Here is a 15,465-nt window from a genome sequence, read left to right on the forward strand (position 1 = left end):
AGTACGTGCGAGATCGGCGACGAACCGGGCGGCCGAAAGCGGCCCGGCCTTTCAGGTTGCGGGGCGAACGCCGGCCGCGGCGTCGAAAAGCTCGCCGATATCCCCGATATCGGCATCGCTTTTCTCCTGGCCTCCGGCAGTTCGCGCCGCAACGCAGCCCTCGTCCGAGTGTCCAAACGGTCTCTCAGCGGTCGGCCAGCGCGCCCTGCCCGGCGGCGCCCGACGACTTGCGCGCCGGCTCGTCCTTTGCCGCTTCCTCGGCCTCGGCCGGCCCGGCGAGCGAGCCCGCCGGCTCGGACGGCTCGCCGGTCGGCAGCGGCACCGCGACGCCACTGGCGGCGAACGCCACGAAGTCGGGCGCCGGCATCGGCCGGGCGAACAGGAAGCCCTGCAGCTCGTCGCAGCCGGCGAGCCGCAGCAGGAGGCGCTGCTCCTCGGTCTCGACGCCTTCGGCGAGCACCGACAGGCCGAGCGCACGGCCGAGCGCGACGATCGCCTGGAGAATCACGCCGCCGTTCGCCGAGCGCCCGAGCGGGGCGACGAACTCCTTGTCGATCTTCAGCTTGTCGATCGGCAGCCGGCGCAGATAGCTGAGGCTCGAATAGCCCGAGCCGAAGTCGTCGAGCGCGATCTTCACGCCGAGCCCGCGCAGCTCCTTCAGGCGGTGCTTGGCCTCCTCCGGATTGTCGATCAGCACGCCCTCGGTGATCTCCAGCACGACGCGGGCCGGATCGATGCCGCTCTCGTGCAAGGCGCCGGCGACCGTCCGCACCAGGCCGCGGTCGCGCACCTGGATCGGCGACAGGTTGATCGCGATGTAGAGCGTCGGCCAGTCGCGCGCGTCGGCGAGCGCCCGGCGCAGCACGAAACCGCCGAGCTGGATCATCAGCCCGGTCTGCTCGGCGACCGCGACGAACACGCTCGGCGGGATGTTGCCGCGGGTCGGATGCTTCCAGCGCACCAAAGCCTCGGCACCGACGATGCGCAGGCCGTCGCCGCCGACGATCGGCTGGTAGAACACCGACAGGCTGCCGTCGGCGAGCGCCTGGCGCAGCTCCTGCTCGATGAAGCGGCGCTCGTTGATCTCCTCCTCGAGCCCGTGATGAAAGGCGAGGATGCGGCCGCGCCCGCCCTTCTTGGCGGCGCGCACGGCGAGATCGGCGCGGCGGATCAGCTCGTGCGGGGTGGCGCCGTCGCGCGGCGCCAGCGCGAAGCCGATACTGGCGCTGACATGGATCACCTGATCGCCGATCCGGAACGGCTTGGAGAGCGCGTGCGCGCAGGCCCGCGCGGTGTCGAGCGCCGACTCGCCGGAGCGCACCGGCATCACCACGGCGAACTCGTCGCCGTCGATGCGGCCGATCGCGGCCTGCGACGACACCGCCGAGCGCAGCCGCTCGGCCGTCTCGGCGATCACCTTGTCGCCGACGTCGTGGCCGAGCACCTCGTTCACCTCCTTGAAGGAGTCGAGGTCGAGGCAGGCGAACACCACGCCGTCCGGCGCCCGGCGCTCGCCGATCGTCCGCCCGAGCAGCGCGATGATGCGGCGCCGGTTCGGCATGCCGGTGAGCGAATCCTCCTGCGCGATGCGGCGCAGCTCCACCTCGATCTGGCCGAGCCCGCCGGCGGCGCGGCGGATCTGGAGCAGCGACAGCGCGGCGAAGCCGAGAAAGGCGATGCCGCCGCCGATCGGCAGCAGCCACAGGAGATGGCGCGACAGGGCGCCGTCGGCCTCGTCCCAGCTGAACCAGCCGACGATCCGGCCGCGCCGGTCGGTCTGGGAATGCAGCGGGCCGCCGTCCTCGAACGGATCGATGCCGAACCGCAGGCCGGGAAGGCCGGAGGCGTCCGCCAGAGCGCCGACCATCGTCGCGTCGATCGGCGCGAGCGCGACCAGCACCGGCGGATCGGTCGGCATGCCACCGGCCTGGTCCGGCATCGGCACCAGCGCGGCGAGCATCGGCTGACGATCGATCACCACGATGTCGTTCGTCACCGGCATCGGCTCGGCCCGGTCGTCGCGCTCGCCGAAACTCCGGCTGCGCGCGGAGCGGAGCGGCGAGATCTCGCGCCGCAAGGCCGTCACCGCCGCGGTGATCGCGGCCGGCACCGCCTTCGCGTCGGACGGCCAGGACGCGGCGACGCGGCCGTCGCGGCCGATCAGGTAGGCCCGCTGGTGGCGATAGCGCGGCAGGCCGTTCGGCGCCAGGTGCTGCTCGAGGTCGTCGGCCGCGATGCCGCCGCGCGCGGCGATCACCTGCGCGCGATGAACGGTGGCGTCGGCCAGCACGGTCTGAAACTCGGCGAGCGCGCGGGTGAGGCTGGCGTGGTGCCGTTCGGCCGCCGCCTGGCTGTCCCGCATCGTCAGCACGTAGACGAGCGCGCCGATGGTGGCGAGGCCGCAGGCGAGCGCTCCGGCCAGAGCGAGCAGCGAGCCCGAAATGGGGCGCGTGGCACGGGCGAATGCCCGCGGCGCCTCCGACCTCAACCGATCGTCGGCGACCGGCTCGTGGAGCGCCGCAACCCCGGATAGTCCGCCCTCGGCAGGAGGCTCCATTTGGATACCTTCACGCTACGACACCGGCGGGACCCTACCAGATCGTGGGTTAAGACTTGGTCAGCAAAAGCACATTTGGAATTTTTCGGCAGTCCGAAAAAGCCTTTTCGGCGGCTCGCGCGGCGCCGACGAAGGGCCGATCGAGGCCGGGTCAGCGCAACCCGAACCAGGCGGTGGCGATGCCGAGGAAGGAGAAGAAGCCGACCACGTCGGTGATGGTGGTGACGAACACGCCGGACGAGACCGCCGGGTCGAGGCCGAATCGCTCGACCACCAACGGCACCAGAATGCCGCCGAGCGCCGCCGCCACCAGGTTGCAGATCATCGCGAGGCCGATCACCACGCCGAGGTCCGGCATGTCGAACCACGCCGCCGCCAGCACGCCGGTCAGCACCGCGAAGGCGAGGCCGTTGACGAAGCCGACCAAGAGCTCGCGCAGCACGATCCGCATCGCGTTGCCGTCGTGCAGCTGACGGGTGGCGAGCGCGCGCACGGCGACCGTCATGGTCTGGGTCGCGGCGTTGCCGCCCTGGCTGGCGACGATCGGCGCCAGCACCGCGAGCGCCACCATCTTCTGGAGCTGGCCCTCGAACAGGCCGAGCACCGAGGAGGCGAGAAAGGCGGTGGCGAGATTGACCACCAGCCAGTTGAAGCGGCCGCGGGCGATCGTCCACACCGAGTCGGACAGCTCCTCGTCACCGCCGACGCCGCCCAGCGCCTTGATGTCCTGGTCGGCCTCCTGCTCGATCACGTCGACGATGTCGTCGACGGTGATCACGCCGACCAGCCGGTCCGAGTCGTCGACCACCGGCACGGCGATCAGGTTGTAGCGCTCGAACAGCCGCGCCACCTCCTCCTGGTCGTCGGTCGCCCGCACCCGGCGGCGCTCCGCCTCGGTCAGCTCGTCGACGTGGGTCGGGCGGCGGGTGCGCAGCAGCCGGTCGAGCGGCACCGCGCCGAGCAGCTTGTAGTCGGCGTCGACCACGTAGAGCTCGAAGAAGCGCTCCGGCAGCTCCTCGGTCTCGCGCAGATAGTCGATCGTGTGGCCGACCGTCCAGGACGGCGGCACCGCGATGTACTCGACCTGCATCCGCCGGCCGGCGGAATCTTCCGGATATTGCAGGCTGCGGGTGAGCGCGACCCGGTCGAGCGAGGGCAGCTGCTGGAGGATTTCCGCCTGGTCCTCGGGGGTGAGGTCCTCGAGGATGTAGACGGCGTCGTCGAGCTCGAGCTCGCGCACCCCCTCGGCGACCGTCTCCGGCGGCAGCTCGCCGAGAATTTCCTGGCGCACCGCGTCGTCGACCTCGACCAGCGCGGTGAAGTCGAAGTCGGGCCCCATCAGGGCGATCAGGCGCGGGCGCAGCTCGGCGTCGAGCGCGTGCAGGAGCGCGCCGGTGTCGGCCTCGTGCAGGTCGCCGACCAGCTCGCGCAGCGTCGCGGCGTCGTCCGCCTCGATCGCCGTGCGGACGAGATCGACGAACTCGTCGCGGATCGCGCCGTCCTCGTCGCGCAGCCGAGGTGCGTCGCGCGCTGCCGTCGTCGTTTCCGGATCGTCCAGCATGGCGGTCCTCGCCGTGGTCCGTGCATTGGCGCCGCGCGCTCGGGTGGTCCGGCTTTTACGCGGGGGGAACCGGGGTGGCAATCGCACCCGATCGTCTTCGTAGGCAGGGCATCGCGACACCGTGACGGTATCATGAAGCCATTTCGATGTCGGGTGATGCACGGACGGCACGCCGCCACGATTTCACCGTTCGTACACTCTATTTTTCCGAATGGGGCATTACCAAACCCACAGGTTCGTGGGAGAGATCGTCTCGTCCGCGTGGTCGAGGGGGGAGCCTTGTTCGATCTGCGCAAGTGCGGCGCCGTCGCGCCGTCGTTTCGTCGTTCGCCGTCCGTTTTCGCCGTTCCGTCCGGCCGCGCCGCGCCGGCCGGGCGCGTTCGCCTGCCCGCAGGCGGGCCGCGCAGACGCGGGCTGCGGGCCGCCCTTCTCGCGGCCGTGGCCGCGCTGCCGCTCGCCGCGGCTCTCGCCGCCGCGCCGGCGCAGGCCGACACGGCGTGTCCCGGCAATCCGGACGCGCTCGGCACCAGCCGCGTGTTGGTGGTCGATCCCACCGAGCATCCGCTGGTCGGCATGATGCAGTATCGCGAGTCGCTGCCGCTCGCCGATCACGAGGTGGTGCTGACCTTCGACGACGGGCCGATCCCGCCGCACTCGACCCGCGTGCTCGACATCCTCGCCCACGACTGCGTCAAGGCGACCTACTTCCTGGTCGGCAAGATGGCGCACTCGTTCCCGAGCATCGTCCGCCGCATCCATGCCGAGGGGCACACCATCGGCACCCACAGCCTCGGCCACCCGCTGAGCTTCCACAAGATGCCGATCGCCAATGTCGAGCGGGAGGTCGACGGCGGCATCGCCGAGGCCGGCGCCGCGCTCGGCGATCCGTCGGAGGTGGCGCCGTTCTTCCGCATTCCGGGGCTGCTGCGGCGCGCCGAGGTGGAGCGTGCGCTCGCCGAGCGCCGGCTGATGACCTGGAGCGCCGACTTTCCGGCCGACGACTGGAAGCACATCTCGCCCGAGGAGGTCGCCAAGCGGGCGCTCGAGCGGATCGAGGCGCGCGGCCGCGGCGTGCTGCTGCTGCACGACATCCAGCCGGCGACCGTCAAGGCGCTGCCGACCATCCTCCACGAGCTGAAGGTGCGTGGCTACAAGATCGTCCACGTGGTGCCGGCGGGACCGGGCGCGCCGCGGACCGCGACGCTGCCGGAGGACTGGATCGCCCGCCGCTCGCTGCGGGTCGCCGGAGGCCGCCACTGGCCGACGCCGCGCTACACCAACGCGATGCTGCTCGCCGACCCGATTCTGCCGAGCTACGACCCGGCCGACATCGGCGTGATCGACGCCCGCGACCTGCGGATCGCCCTGCCGCCGGCGGCAGAGGCGCGGCTCGCCTATGGCGCGCCCCCCCTGCCCGATCCGGTGTGGCCGCACGAGGCGATCGCGAGCGACGCCCCGGCCGAGGCCGAGTCGGTGGCGCTGCCGATCCCGAGCCTGCGCAGCTTCGGCTATCGCCACGATTTCTCGCCGCTCGCGCCGAGCCTCGCGCCGAAATCGACGGCCCGGCCCGCCGGGCCTGCGGGACACGACCCGGCGAAGAAGCGGCCGCGCCATGCCGTCGCCCCCGTGAAACCGGCGACCACCGGCACGGCGAGCGAGGCTTCGGACGCCGACGCCCACGGCCGGACCACGGACACGCCGCACGCCGCCAGGCCGAAGACCGCGGCGAAGCCGCGGCCGGCGGCGCCCCCCACATCGGCCCACACATCGACCCCCACATCGGCCGACGCCTCGGATGCGCCGATGGCGATCGTCCCCGCCGCAACGACCGCGCCGACGCCGCAGCAACAAAAGGCCGCCGACGACACCGGCAGCGTGTCCGGCACCCGCTCCGGCGGACTGCTCGGCCACTGGCCGTTCTCCGGCGCGAGCCTGCCCCGCCTGCCGCTGCCCTGACGGCGGCGGCTTTCTCGAGGATTGCGAGGCGTCGGCCGGCAGCGGCCGGCGCCTTTTTTCTCGTTCGACGGGCCCGTCCTACCGGAGGGCAAAAATCACGAATCGCCGCCGCCGGCCTCCTGCAGCTTGAAGATCGGCTGCGTTCCGTGGCCGATCGGCGGCAGCGGCGCGAAGGTCCCGCGCTCGGGATCCGGCACCGGCTCGACCGTGAAGATCCGGCTCGCGGCGAACACGGCCAAGGCGACGTGAATGGCGGCGGTGAAGGCGAACAGCATCGCGATCTCGGTCTGCGCGATCAAAAATCCCGCAAGGATCGGTCCGACGATCGCGCCGATGCCGAACGCCATCAGGAGGCGGCTGCTGACCTTGACGAACGTGTTGGGGTCGGCGCGGTCGTTCACGTGGGCGGCGCAGACCGGGTAGAGCGACAGGGCGAAGGCGCCGAACACGACGCCGATCCCGGCGAGCCCGACCGCCGAGGTGCCGGGCTGCAGCACGAACAGGACGGCGGAGCCGCCCGACACCAGGCACAGCGCCAACACGATCCAGCGCCGGTCCAGGCGATCGGACAGCCGGCCGATCGGCCATTGGCTGATCGCCCCGCCGATCACCGTCGCGGCCATGAACAGGCTGACGTCGAAGCTCGATTCGCCCTGTGCCTGGGCATAGAGCGGGGCGAACGTCCAGAACGCGCCGTTGGCGAGGCCGGCGGCGAGGCACCCGACCACCCCGACCGGGGCGGTGCGTAAAAGCTCCGCCGCGCTGATGCGGGCCGGCTCGGGAAGGGTGGGAACCGCGCCGGTCGTCAGCGTGACGGGGACGAGCGCGATCGAGATGCCGATCGAGGCCAGCATGAAGTGGAAGAAATCGTTGTCCGACGGAAGCGAGAACAGCAGCGTCCCGCCGACCACGCCGAGCCAGGTCGCCGCGGTGTACAGTCCGAAGACGCGGCCGCGGGTGTCGACCGTCGCCTGATCGTTGAGCCAGCTCTCGACCACCATGAACAGCCCGGCGAAGCAGAAGCCGATGACGGCGCGCAGCACCAGCCAGGCGACGGGAACGACGTCGACGGTGTGGAGCAGCACCGCGGTAGCGGCGACGGCAGCGAAGGCGGAGAAGGAACGGATGTGGCCGAACCGGCCGACCATGCTCGGCAGCGCGAGGCAGCCGGCGACGAAGCCGAGATAATAGGACGCACCGAACGATCCGATGGTGAGGATCGAGAACCCGGCCGCCTCTCCGCGAATCGGGGTCAGGACGTTGAGCAGCCCGCTTCCGAGGTTGAGAAGAACGAGCGCGGCGAGCAGGCAGGCGAGAGAAACGGCCAAAGGTCCCGAGCCATGTGCGAGTGAAGGGGACGCCCGTCGTGGGCGCGAAGTGGGGCGCCAAGTGGACGCTCGACGTGAACGCGCGAGATGGACGCGCCGGGGCCGTTGCCAGATCCCGGCCACCGAGGACGACGCCCGCCCGAGCGCCGCGTGAGCATCGCAGTCGGCCCGACGACGTCTGAGCACCCGACGTCTACACCAGCCACGGACGACCCGGCAACGCGGCTCCCGAACACCACCGAAACGACCGGCTACAGTGGATCCGCCGGTCGATCCGGGCCGGCGACGCCGGGACGGACCTCTTGTCTCGAGCGTATCGAGTGTGTATTTTTTCGCCATCGAACAGGCGAAGTAAGATGTCGAAAACCAACCATCCCAACGAAACCCGCGCGGTGGTGCGGGCCTTGGAGCGAGATGGTTGGTCGATCGTTCGGAAAGGACCGGGTGATCATGTCCAGTTCAAGCACCCGACCAAGCCGGGACGGGTGACGGTCGACACCGGCCGCCGCGAAATAGCGACGGGCACGTTGCGCTCGATTTACAGACAGGCCGGGTGGGAGTGGTGAGATGCAGGTGATCGCGCTCGTTCACGAGGAGAACGGGAATTACGGGGTGTCCTTCCCCGACTTCCCGGGGTGCACCACGGGTGCGGACAATCTCGCGGACGCCATCCGGAAGGGCGCAGAAGCGCTCGCCTTCCACGTCGAAGGGCTGGTCGACGATGGTCCGTTGCCGCGAGTGCGCGATTACGAGGAACTCGTCGCCGACCCGGAACTGCGCGACTGGTTCGAGGGCGCCATCGTCGCGCTCGTCCCCTATAGTCCGCCGGCGCAGTCGGTTCGCGTCAACATTTCGATGGACGATTCGTTACTCGCCAAGATCGACGACGCGGTGAAGGCGAGCGGCGACACCCGATCGGGATGGCTCGCCACAGCCGCACGGGAACGCCTGGAACGGTCCGAGAGGTCCGGGCGAACGCTCGCCGGACGACAGCCCGTAGCGAAGTCCAACAAGGCCAAGGCGACGGCACTTCGTATGTCAGCCAGAACGAAATGAGGAGCCGGCCACGCCAGCAAACCGACGATACGCTTCGGTACCGCACCGCCTCGTCGCGTGACCTACTCGCATCACCGACAAGGCCACCAAATAGCGGCTGAGAGACATCGAATCTGCGGGATCAGATCGATTGGTGCGGTCGAGAGATGCGCCACTATCATTGATTTGTCAATGACTTGTCCGGAAGGTGCGGGCGCCGAGGATCCTTTGAGCCATCTTGGTGTTTTTCGATGCCGCCCGCACCCCTTTAACGCTTCAGCAGATGTCGAGGACACGCCTGGGGCAGACCTCCGCTTGGGCTGATCCCGCAACAGGGTCACATGGCAGCAGCTGGCGCGGCAGCCAGTGGGGAGCGCGCAGTCGTTCGAGGCGTCGCTGTTCCTGCAGGCGGTCGTCGATGTTCCGGCGTCCGAGGCCCCCGTCGGGGACGGGCGCTCGTCCGGAGAAGAACGCACGGCCGGCATGAAGCGGGATCGAAAAAAGAGTCATGGCGCTATTGCTGTCCGGGCGCGCATACGATCAGAGACAGCCGGGCAGCTCTCGACCGAGAGGCTGGCGTTTCCAGTAGCTGTCATCCGAACTTCACAGAGCCAAAAGCGCCAGACGAGTACCCGGCTATGTGCCCTCTCCGGGTCTGCCGTGCTATCAAGTTTAGCTTGGTCCGGGCCCGGATTTACGCTGCCGCCCTCGATGTTGCGCGCCTAAATTCGTGCCGTTCGCACTACCATTCGTTGTCATGCTCGTGGGCACGATAGTACTGTGAATGAGAAAGAAGGCTGTTCTGGCTCTCAAAAAACCCACCTTCGCCGTCCCCGAAGACAAACAAACTAGGAAGCCGAAATCCAAGAATATGTTTGACCGTCCCCTCGTAAGAATTCGTTGAAATGAATATTTCACCTAGCTTTGACTTATTTCCAGTAAATAATGGAGGAAGACTAAACTCAACCATCCAAAACCATTCCGGAAGCTGATCCGTCAACGCTATCTCTTCTGGGACCAGAGCAGTCCCATCATGGCCACGCAAATCAATAAGGTGGTCTTTATATTTAGAACGCTTCATCAATATGGCTCGCATAACATAAGTATGCTGAATCCCAGTAATATAATCGAACCACTTCCCATTGCCGTATCCCGCAAGCTCATCAAAAGACAACGCGACTACCGACGCTAGGCTCTCGGCATAATGAGGACTAAAATCTGCGGCAAAATCGCTAATCGCAATAATCCAATGGGCCGCGACCTCCGGGTCGACCTCAAGCGCCCTACTGCTTAGGGCATAATAAGGGCCAAAATTGTCATCATGGATTAGAAAATGATCAACCCACGCGCTCCCGCTGTAATATTGAGCCGTTTTTGGACCGCTATAGGCAGGAACCGCCTGAGGATGCCATTCGTCTGAATTGCGCGTATATCCAAATACAGTTACTACGTGTTCTATACCCCCATTTATAGTAAACACCAGCAGGACCATACAGCCCGACTCAACATACGAAGAGAGTATGGCAAGATAATCTTCCCTTAAAACCTTCGAACAATCTGCGACCATTGGCGCAACACCGTTCACGTCTTTGGCAAACTTTACGATCTCATCGATAGTTAAGCCTTGTATTGGCGGCAAAAGAGTGAGTGTCTGGTTGATTTTATTACTTGTAATAGGAGGAGAGGTATAGTTTATCGTATTCAGAGCCATTCTAAGACAAGCATGAGCACAAACGTGCGTCAGACTATTTTGCTGGCAATAGTACACCCCATTGAATGTATAATCCCTATCATGTATAGTTCTGTCGAATTTGGCATCATAGACCATAAAGTTGTTTGTTACTTTAAGTCGCCTCCCAGTATTGTCTACTTGAAACGGCGGTACAATTATCGCCTCATATATGTACGAGCACTCCCACTCTTGTGAGTTCTCCGCTTTGTAATTTATGATCGTTAGAGTTCCTATGATGCATTCATTTGCAATAGCATGGATGCTTTGGGCGGCACTTGGTTGCACAAAAAAGGTGATGGTTACGGCTTCCGCCGTTCCCACTGATCCATAGCTGTCGTTGAGAACTTCAATCTCTTCTCTAACGTCCGCACGATCCAGCGCGCACTGAATCGCGAGATCGGTTGCGCCATGTTTTCGCGCAAAAGTACAAATTCTGTGGAAAGCGAGGTCGTTCGCCTTATCTCCCGCTCTCCAATATTTATGAATCAGATCAAAGAAAAATGAAAAAGGCTGACGACAATCACGGAGCTGTCGCTCGACAGGTTGCTTGATCCACATAAATATTACCATTTATAGTTGTATTCAAAATCAAAAAAATGCAGCCGGCAAAACTGTGTCGGCTGCTGTATTGAGCTCAGGCTAACGCAGGACTCGCCGTCCGCCAATTACAGCCTGCGGATCATAGTCGTCTGTCGACAGTTTGACGGACTTGAGGTATTCTTCTTGATCGGCAGTCGGGGGCCGAACGGTGACGCGTTCACCTCTTGAGCTTGGCGCTGTACGGGCTGAACCGGCATTCGCGACGGTTCGTTCACGGTCAGCCATGGTGGACCTCGTGTTCCATTGAAGAGTAGGGGTCAGTGGTAAATTCCTGCCGTGCCTGCCAGCTCGCCTCAGAACCGACACCTCCGCACGATGCGCTCATATAGACACCGACCTACGCTCTGGCAAATGCGATCTGCCAGCGACGTAGATGATCTACGACTCGCGGGAAAAATGGTGTTCTTCGCTGTTCCAATTGTCCACTCTTTTTGTGTGTACGAGAACGGCATGCACTACATGTGGCTGTTTAACGGGTGCCGTCGCGGGAGAGGTGGGAATTGAGGGTGGCGTGCGCTCGTCGTTGATCGCGTTGACGAGCTGTTACGGATCGCGCTTGCGGGCCGCCGCGATCACGTCCGGCGTGATGGCAGAGGTGTCGGCCGGCTGGCCGACCAGACGCCGCAGCACCTCGCCGGACCGCCCGATCCCGGAGTTCACGCCGTAATCGAAGGTCGAGTAATCGACACCGGCAGGCAGCTCGTCGGCGTGCTGGGCGTCCCAATCGCGCCGGCGGTAGATATCCCTCGCGACCGTCAGCGGCATCGCCCGCACGTCGGCCGCAGTGGCTTTCGCCTTCCAATACTTGCGGGCGTCATGAATCGTGATCCCGAAATTGGTCGGGCCGCCCGGTCCGAGGGGTGGTTGGTGTAGCCGCCCTCGTGCACGAGCACGTGGCGCAGCGCCTCGTCGTAGTCCTGCTTGGCCAGGATCTGCTCACCGTGGGAATGCCCGGACCCCGCCGGGCGCGGGTCACAAAAGGACATGAAACTAGATGCTACCGCGCACGAGTTGCTACCACCGTAATACAGCTCCGCGGCCTAGATAATGGCCGACCATAACCGAATTTTTGAAAGCCTGCCCGGGAACACGACCTATCACTATAGTGTCACTCAACCGTAGATCAAGACACTGACTCGTCCTGAATTGAGAACCGATTCTGAGCACAACATGACTGGTCAATCTCGGTTATTATTATATTCTTGTCCTTTCTTTCTGTTTATCCCCGGCGGTAGCGTACTCAAATTCATCTCGACGAACTTTCTAACCCATGGTGGTGTGCCCCGCATCTGCAGATGCTGGCCGCCTCACCAATTCAATAGCTGAGATGTGCGTCGCCAACCCACAACTTGCACTTAAAGTGATTGGGCGTAGAATATTTCAAATGATTTCGAGGGAGCGGCCTTTTTACGCCGCGGCGGGGTCGTGGAAGACCAGTTCGAATTATCGGTATTGGACGCCGGTGACCAGACTCGCGCGGTCGCAATCGCCCGATGCGGCATGGATATGGCAGTCGAATCATTATCCGGGCTGCGGCTACAAGCCTTGCTAGATTTCCACGCCAAGCTGTCCGCCACAGCTGCGGGTCGCGCACCCATGAAGCCAACCGCACCGGAGCTGACAGAGTTCGGTCAAACACTCTTTGGCCTGCTCGTGCGTGGCGGCATAAAGTCTATCTATGATCGCCTTCCAAACTCTCACATTCGGTTACAGATTTACAGCAATCGCCCGGACCTGCAGGCGATTCCCTGGGAGTACATTCAGGATCCGGCGGCCGGCGCACCCGGACCAAACGCGATCCGTTCGGTCGTTCGCGTCATCCCGACGATCGGCGTACCGGCACCCACTCCTAAGCCGCTCGGCGAGACCTTGCGGATGCTGTTCGTTTATGCTGAACCACCACGCGCCAAAAGTGTCGACTGGCCCACCATCAAGAACTCTATAGAGGCCGAATTCAAGCGCAAGCTGCCAAAGAATTTCGTTCTCGATCTGGTCGAGGGCGCGACCACAGAGTCTTTCCTAAATGCATTCCGCGACCAGACCTACGATATCCTCCACATGGTCTGCCACGGCGAGGTGGCGGCGGATGGGACCGGAACCTTGCTTTTCCAGGACATCAAAGGAAAGAGTTCGGACTCGATCACAGCTGGAAAGCTGGCAGCCGTCCTAAAGGACCAACAGTTGCGTTTGGTGGTTCTGAGCGCTTGCAACACCGCCGCGGGGGACTTCTCCAAAGCTTATGCGGTCGTGGCCAAGACGCTAGTCGAAAGCGGCGTGCCGGCGGTGGTGGCCAACCAGTTCGAGATCACAAACAAAAATGCGGCGTTGTTCGCCGGCGCATTCTACGCCGAGTTGCTAACCAGCGGCGACATCGATCGCGCGACCACTAAAGGTCGGGTCGCGCTCGACTTCGGCGGGACGTTGCCAAACAACGTGGCCCGTATCGACTGGGGTATCCCAACTCTCTATCGGCATCTGGGCGCGGCGAGGGCCTTCAAGCCATGACGTCCAGATTCGTACTCACTCACAGCAACGACGGCGTCGCCCAGGCGAGGCGCGAGATCGCCCGAACCAAGTCGGCTCGGGTCCACCAGTCGGCACCGAAGACACTCGTGGCGTTTAGCTTATCTGACCTGTCCCCGCGACCCACGACCCAGCGATCAGCGCCGCATGTCGTTGTCGGGATTTGGAGCCTTGAAGCTTGGCTCGCCGGCCTCGGCGGGTTGATCGACGCCTTGAATAAGGCGCAGCGCACATTCCTGTTCTACGAGGTCGACGCAGCGATGCCCGCGGGCTTGATCAGTCGGCCGGAGCGCGTCGCTGCTTGGTTCAAGGAATCGAGCGGTCGGAAGCCGAGCAAGCGCATCCTCGAGACCCTCAAGGACAACCTCGTCGCCGATGACTTCTTCGGCTTAGCCGAGAAGATTCGCCGTGACCTGACGCTCGACTACATCATCGGCGTGACACCCTCGATGGTCGCCGGCACGAACGGGGACGAACTGTTTTGGAATCATTTTTCGACTTTCAAGGACCGTGCGCTGCTCACGTCAGGCTATCAGTTGCATGAGTTTGCCCATGACACCGGCTGCCCGCTCGAATCCTTTATAGGCAGAATCATCGTCTCGCAATTGTTAGTCGCGATGATGTGGCCAAAGCTCGGATTTCATAACGACACTGGCTGCCTTTTTGACTACAATGAAAGCCGTGCCAGCCTGAAGGACAGAGTCAAGGGTCTGCACATCGAGCCGGGTTGCTTGAAAATGATCAAACGTGCGTATCGTCCTGCCGCGCTCGCATTCGTCGACCTACTCCGTTCCTATGGAGTCACCAAATGACGGCCGTCGCTATCTTACTGCCCGGAATTATGGGTTCAGTGCTCCAGCTTGGAGAAGAGATCGTCTGGCCGGGGCCGGTTTCAAGCCTCTGGCTTCCATATAGAAAAATGAAAGAGCTGTTGCGCGATGACTTGGTTGCGACCGACTGCATCCGTACCTTTGCCGTTACCCGCCAATATCAGACTTTAATTGATGATATGGTAACATGCGGTTTCTCCGAAGACGACGGCACGTTAATTATTGGAGCGTATGATTGGCGCAAAGACAATGCGAAGTCGGCCGAGACGCTGGCGGAGCATCTCGACACCGCGGTCAAGGGCCATGGCGCTGATGTTGAGATCTCGCTGGTGGCGCACAGCATGGGTGGCCTCGTAGCGCGTTACTACCTAGAGTCTGGACAGTTCAACAACCGACTAGGCTTTGGCCGGGTGCGTCGCCTACTTACACTCGGTACCCCGCATAACGGCGCGGCCTCGGCTTTGCGCGTCGTGCTGGGTTATGAAAAGCGGTTATTCCTGAACAAGGACCAGGTGCTACAGGCGTCAAGCGACCCGCGCTATCCGGCCGCCTATCAGCTGCTCCCCCCTGCTGGCGAGCCCTTCGCGTGGAATGGGGCCGCTGATCAGCAATTCGAGCCTCTTAATATCTACGACGTCGATATCGCCAAATCATTGGGACTCGTCGACGCCAACATAGAGGCGGCCAAGCGCTTTCGAACCGGCCTTGACCTCGCGCGCCGCCCCCGTAGCGTGCGATACTTCTGCTTCGCCGGCACCCGCCAGACCACGGCGACCCACATTCTGCTCCGGCCAGCAGGTGGCGACAGGCTCCGGCCGGATGCGATCGAGGAAGAGGACGGCGGTGACGGCACGGTGCCAACGTGGAGCGGATTCAACTCCGCCCTGCAAAGACAGTTCGTTGGCGGCGAGCACGGGACAATCTATCAGAACAACAGCCTGCGAACCGTACTGGCGACACTTCTGGGCAAACCCGGCGTGCTGGCCGGAGTGCCAACGCATGTGGAAGTGGCGGTGCGTGATCGAGTCGTCGAGCCAGGCGACGCTGTACATGCGATGGTAGGCTTCAGCCATGTCGTGCAGGATTTCTCTGGCGTGCTCACGATTGAACGGGCGCAGACGGATGACGTCACAGGCATGGCGTTCGCATTTGATACCCCGCAGGAACTTTTTCCAATCGCCTATAAAGGAGTGGGGATCGAGACCATGTCACTCCTATTCGATGCGCCCGAATTGCCCGGTGCGTACCGAATCGCGTTCCGCGATGAAGCGGGCGCCATCCCATCCGGCTACGATGAGTTGATAGTGCAGCAGCCATGAAAGCTGCGTGAGCGTCCGGTGACG

At 63.9% G+C, this 15,465-nt stretch carries 10 protein-coding genes and 1 pseudogene; 6 read left to right on the forward strand and 5 right to left on the reverse strand.

From position 1 onward, the window contains the following. Window positions 1-184 precede the first annotated feature (184 nt). A complete protein-coding gene (locus A33M_RS04545; protein WP_008384045.1) occupies window positions 185-2,557 on the reverse strand; it encodes a putative bifunctional diguanylate cyclase/phosphodiesterase in 2,373 nt (790 codons plus the stop codon). 151 nt (window positions 2,558-2,708) lie between these two features. Further along, the gene (gene mgtE / locus A33M_RS04550; RefSeq protein ID WP_008384047.1) at window positions 2,709-4,118 is read right to left on the reverse strand and encodes a magnesium transporter; all 1,410 of its coding nucleotides are present in this window, start codon (window positions 4,116-4,118) and stop codon (window positions 2,709-2,711) included. Between the two features lie 438 nt (window positions 4,119-4,556). On the opposite strand from mgtE, the gene A33M_RS24370 reads away from it, so the two are divergent. Continuing rightward, on the forward strand, window positions 4,557-6,074 hold the full coding sequence (locus A33M_RS24370) for a polysaccharide deacetylase family protein (protein ID WP_202801791.1): 1,518 nt from the start codon (window positions 4,557-4,559) through the stop codon (window positions 6,072-6,074). Between the two features lie 95 nt (window positions 6,075-6,169). Here A33M_RS24370 and A33M_RS04560 read toward each other — a convergent pair whose 3' ends face one another. Beyond that, window positions 6,170-7,402, reverse strand: a complete 1,233-nt coding sequence (locus A33M_RS04560; protein WP_008384050.1) for an MFS transporter — start codon at window positions 7,400-7,402, stop codon at window positions 6,170-6,172. Window positions 7,403-7,758: 356 nt separating this feature from the next. Between A33M_RS04560 and A33M_RS22730 the strand changes: the two genes are divergently transcribed. Beyond that, entirely contained in the window at window positions 7,759-7,968 is a 210-nt protein-coding gene (locus A33M_RS22730; protein WP_083850304.1) for a type II toxin-antitoxin system HicA family toxin, read from the forward strand. Window position 7,969: 1 nt separating this feature from the next. Then, window positions 7,970-8,458 carry a type II toxin-antitoxin system HicB family antitoxin gene (locus A33M_RS04565; protein WP_008384052.1) on the forward strand — a complete coding sequence of 163 codons (489 nt, stop codon included), beginning with the start codon at window positions 7,970-7,972 and terminating at the stop codon, window positions 8,456-8,458. Between the two features lie 721 nt (window positions 8,459-9,179). On the opposite strand, the gene A33M_RS23660 is transcribed toward A33M_RS04565, so the two are convergent. Next, complete coding sequence (locus A33M_RS23660; RefSeq protein WP_157223326.1) at window positions 9,180-10,727, reverse strand: hypothetical protein; 1,548 nt, start codon at window positions 10,725-10,727, stop codon at window positions 9,180-9,182. Between the two features lie 585 nt (window positions 10,728-11,312). After that, window positions 11,313-11,636: pseudogene (locus A33M_RS22735) on the reverse strand (glycosyl hydrolase 108 family protein); the annotation flags it as partial. 558 nt (window positions 11,637-12,194) lie between these two features. On the opposite strand from A33M_RS22735, the gene A33M_RS22740 reads away from it, so the two are divergent. The 3 genes from A33M_RS22740 to A33M_RS04585 are packed head-to-tail and all read left to right on the forward strand — an operon-like array spanning window position 12,195 to window position 15,441. After that, the gene (locus tag A33M_RS22740; protein WP_083850305.1) at window positions 12,195-13,274 is read left to right on the forward strand and encodes a CHAT domain-containing protein; all 1,080 of its coding nucleotides are present in this window, start codon (window positions 12,195-12,197) and stop codon (window positions 13,272-13,274) included. Beyond that, window positions 13,271-14,104 (forward strand): hypothetical protein, encoded by an 834-nt coding sequence (locus A33M_RS04580; RefSeq protein WP_040619318.1) that lies wholly within the window; start codon window positions 13,271-13,273, stop codon window positions 14,102-14,104. Before A33M_RS22740 ends, A33M_RS04580 begins: the two co-directional genes overlap by 4 nt. Next, a complete protein-coding gene (locus A33M_RS04585) occupies window positions 14,101-15,441 on the forward strand; it encodes a lipase/acyltransferase domain-containing protein (RefSeq protein ID WP_083850306.1) in 1,341 nt (446 codons plus the stop codon). The genes A33M_RS04580 and A33M_RS04585 overlap by 4 nt, the downstream gene beginning before the upstream one ends. Window positions 15,442-15,465 lie beyond the last annotated feature (24 nt).

This window comes from Rhodovulum sp. PH10 (assembly GCF_000293785.1).
Classification (GTDB): domain Bacteria; phylum Pseudomonadota; class Alphaproteobacteria; order Rhizobiales; family Xanthobacteraceae; genus Rhodoplanes.

Excerpts from the sequence above, each read along its gene's own strand:
- A33M_RS04545 (WP_008384045.1), bottom strand. The coding sequence starts at position 2,557 with ATGGAGCCTCCTGCCGAGGGCGGACTATCCGGGGTTGCGGCGCTCCAC.
- mgtE (WP_008384047.1), bottom strand. The coding sequence starts at position 4,118 with ATGCTGGACGATCCGGAAACGACGACGGCAGCGCGCGACGCACCTCGG.
- A33M_RS22730 (WP_083850304.1), top strand. The coding sequence starts at position 7,759 with ATGTCGAAAACCAACCATCCCAACGAAACCCGCGCGGTGGTGCGGGCC.
- A33M_RS04565 (WP_008384052.1), top strand. The coding sequence starts at position 7,970 with ATGCAGGTGATCGCGCTCGTTCACGAGGAGAACGGGAATTACGGGGTG.
- A33M_RS23660 (WP_157223326.1), bottom strand. The coding sequence starts at position 10,727 with ATGTGGATCAAGCAACCTGTCGAGCGACAGCTCCGTGATTGTCGTCAG.
- A33M_RS04580 (WP_040619318.1), top strand. The coding sequence starts at position 13,271 with ATGACGTCCAGATTCGTACTCACTCACAGCAACGACGGCGTCGCCCAG.
- A33M_RS04585 (WP_083850306.1), top strand. The coding sequence starts at position 14,101 with ATGACGGCCGTCGCTATCTTACTGCCCGGAATTATGGGTTCAGTGCTC.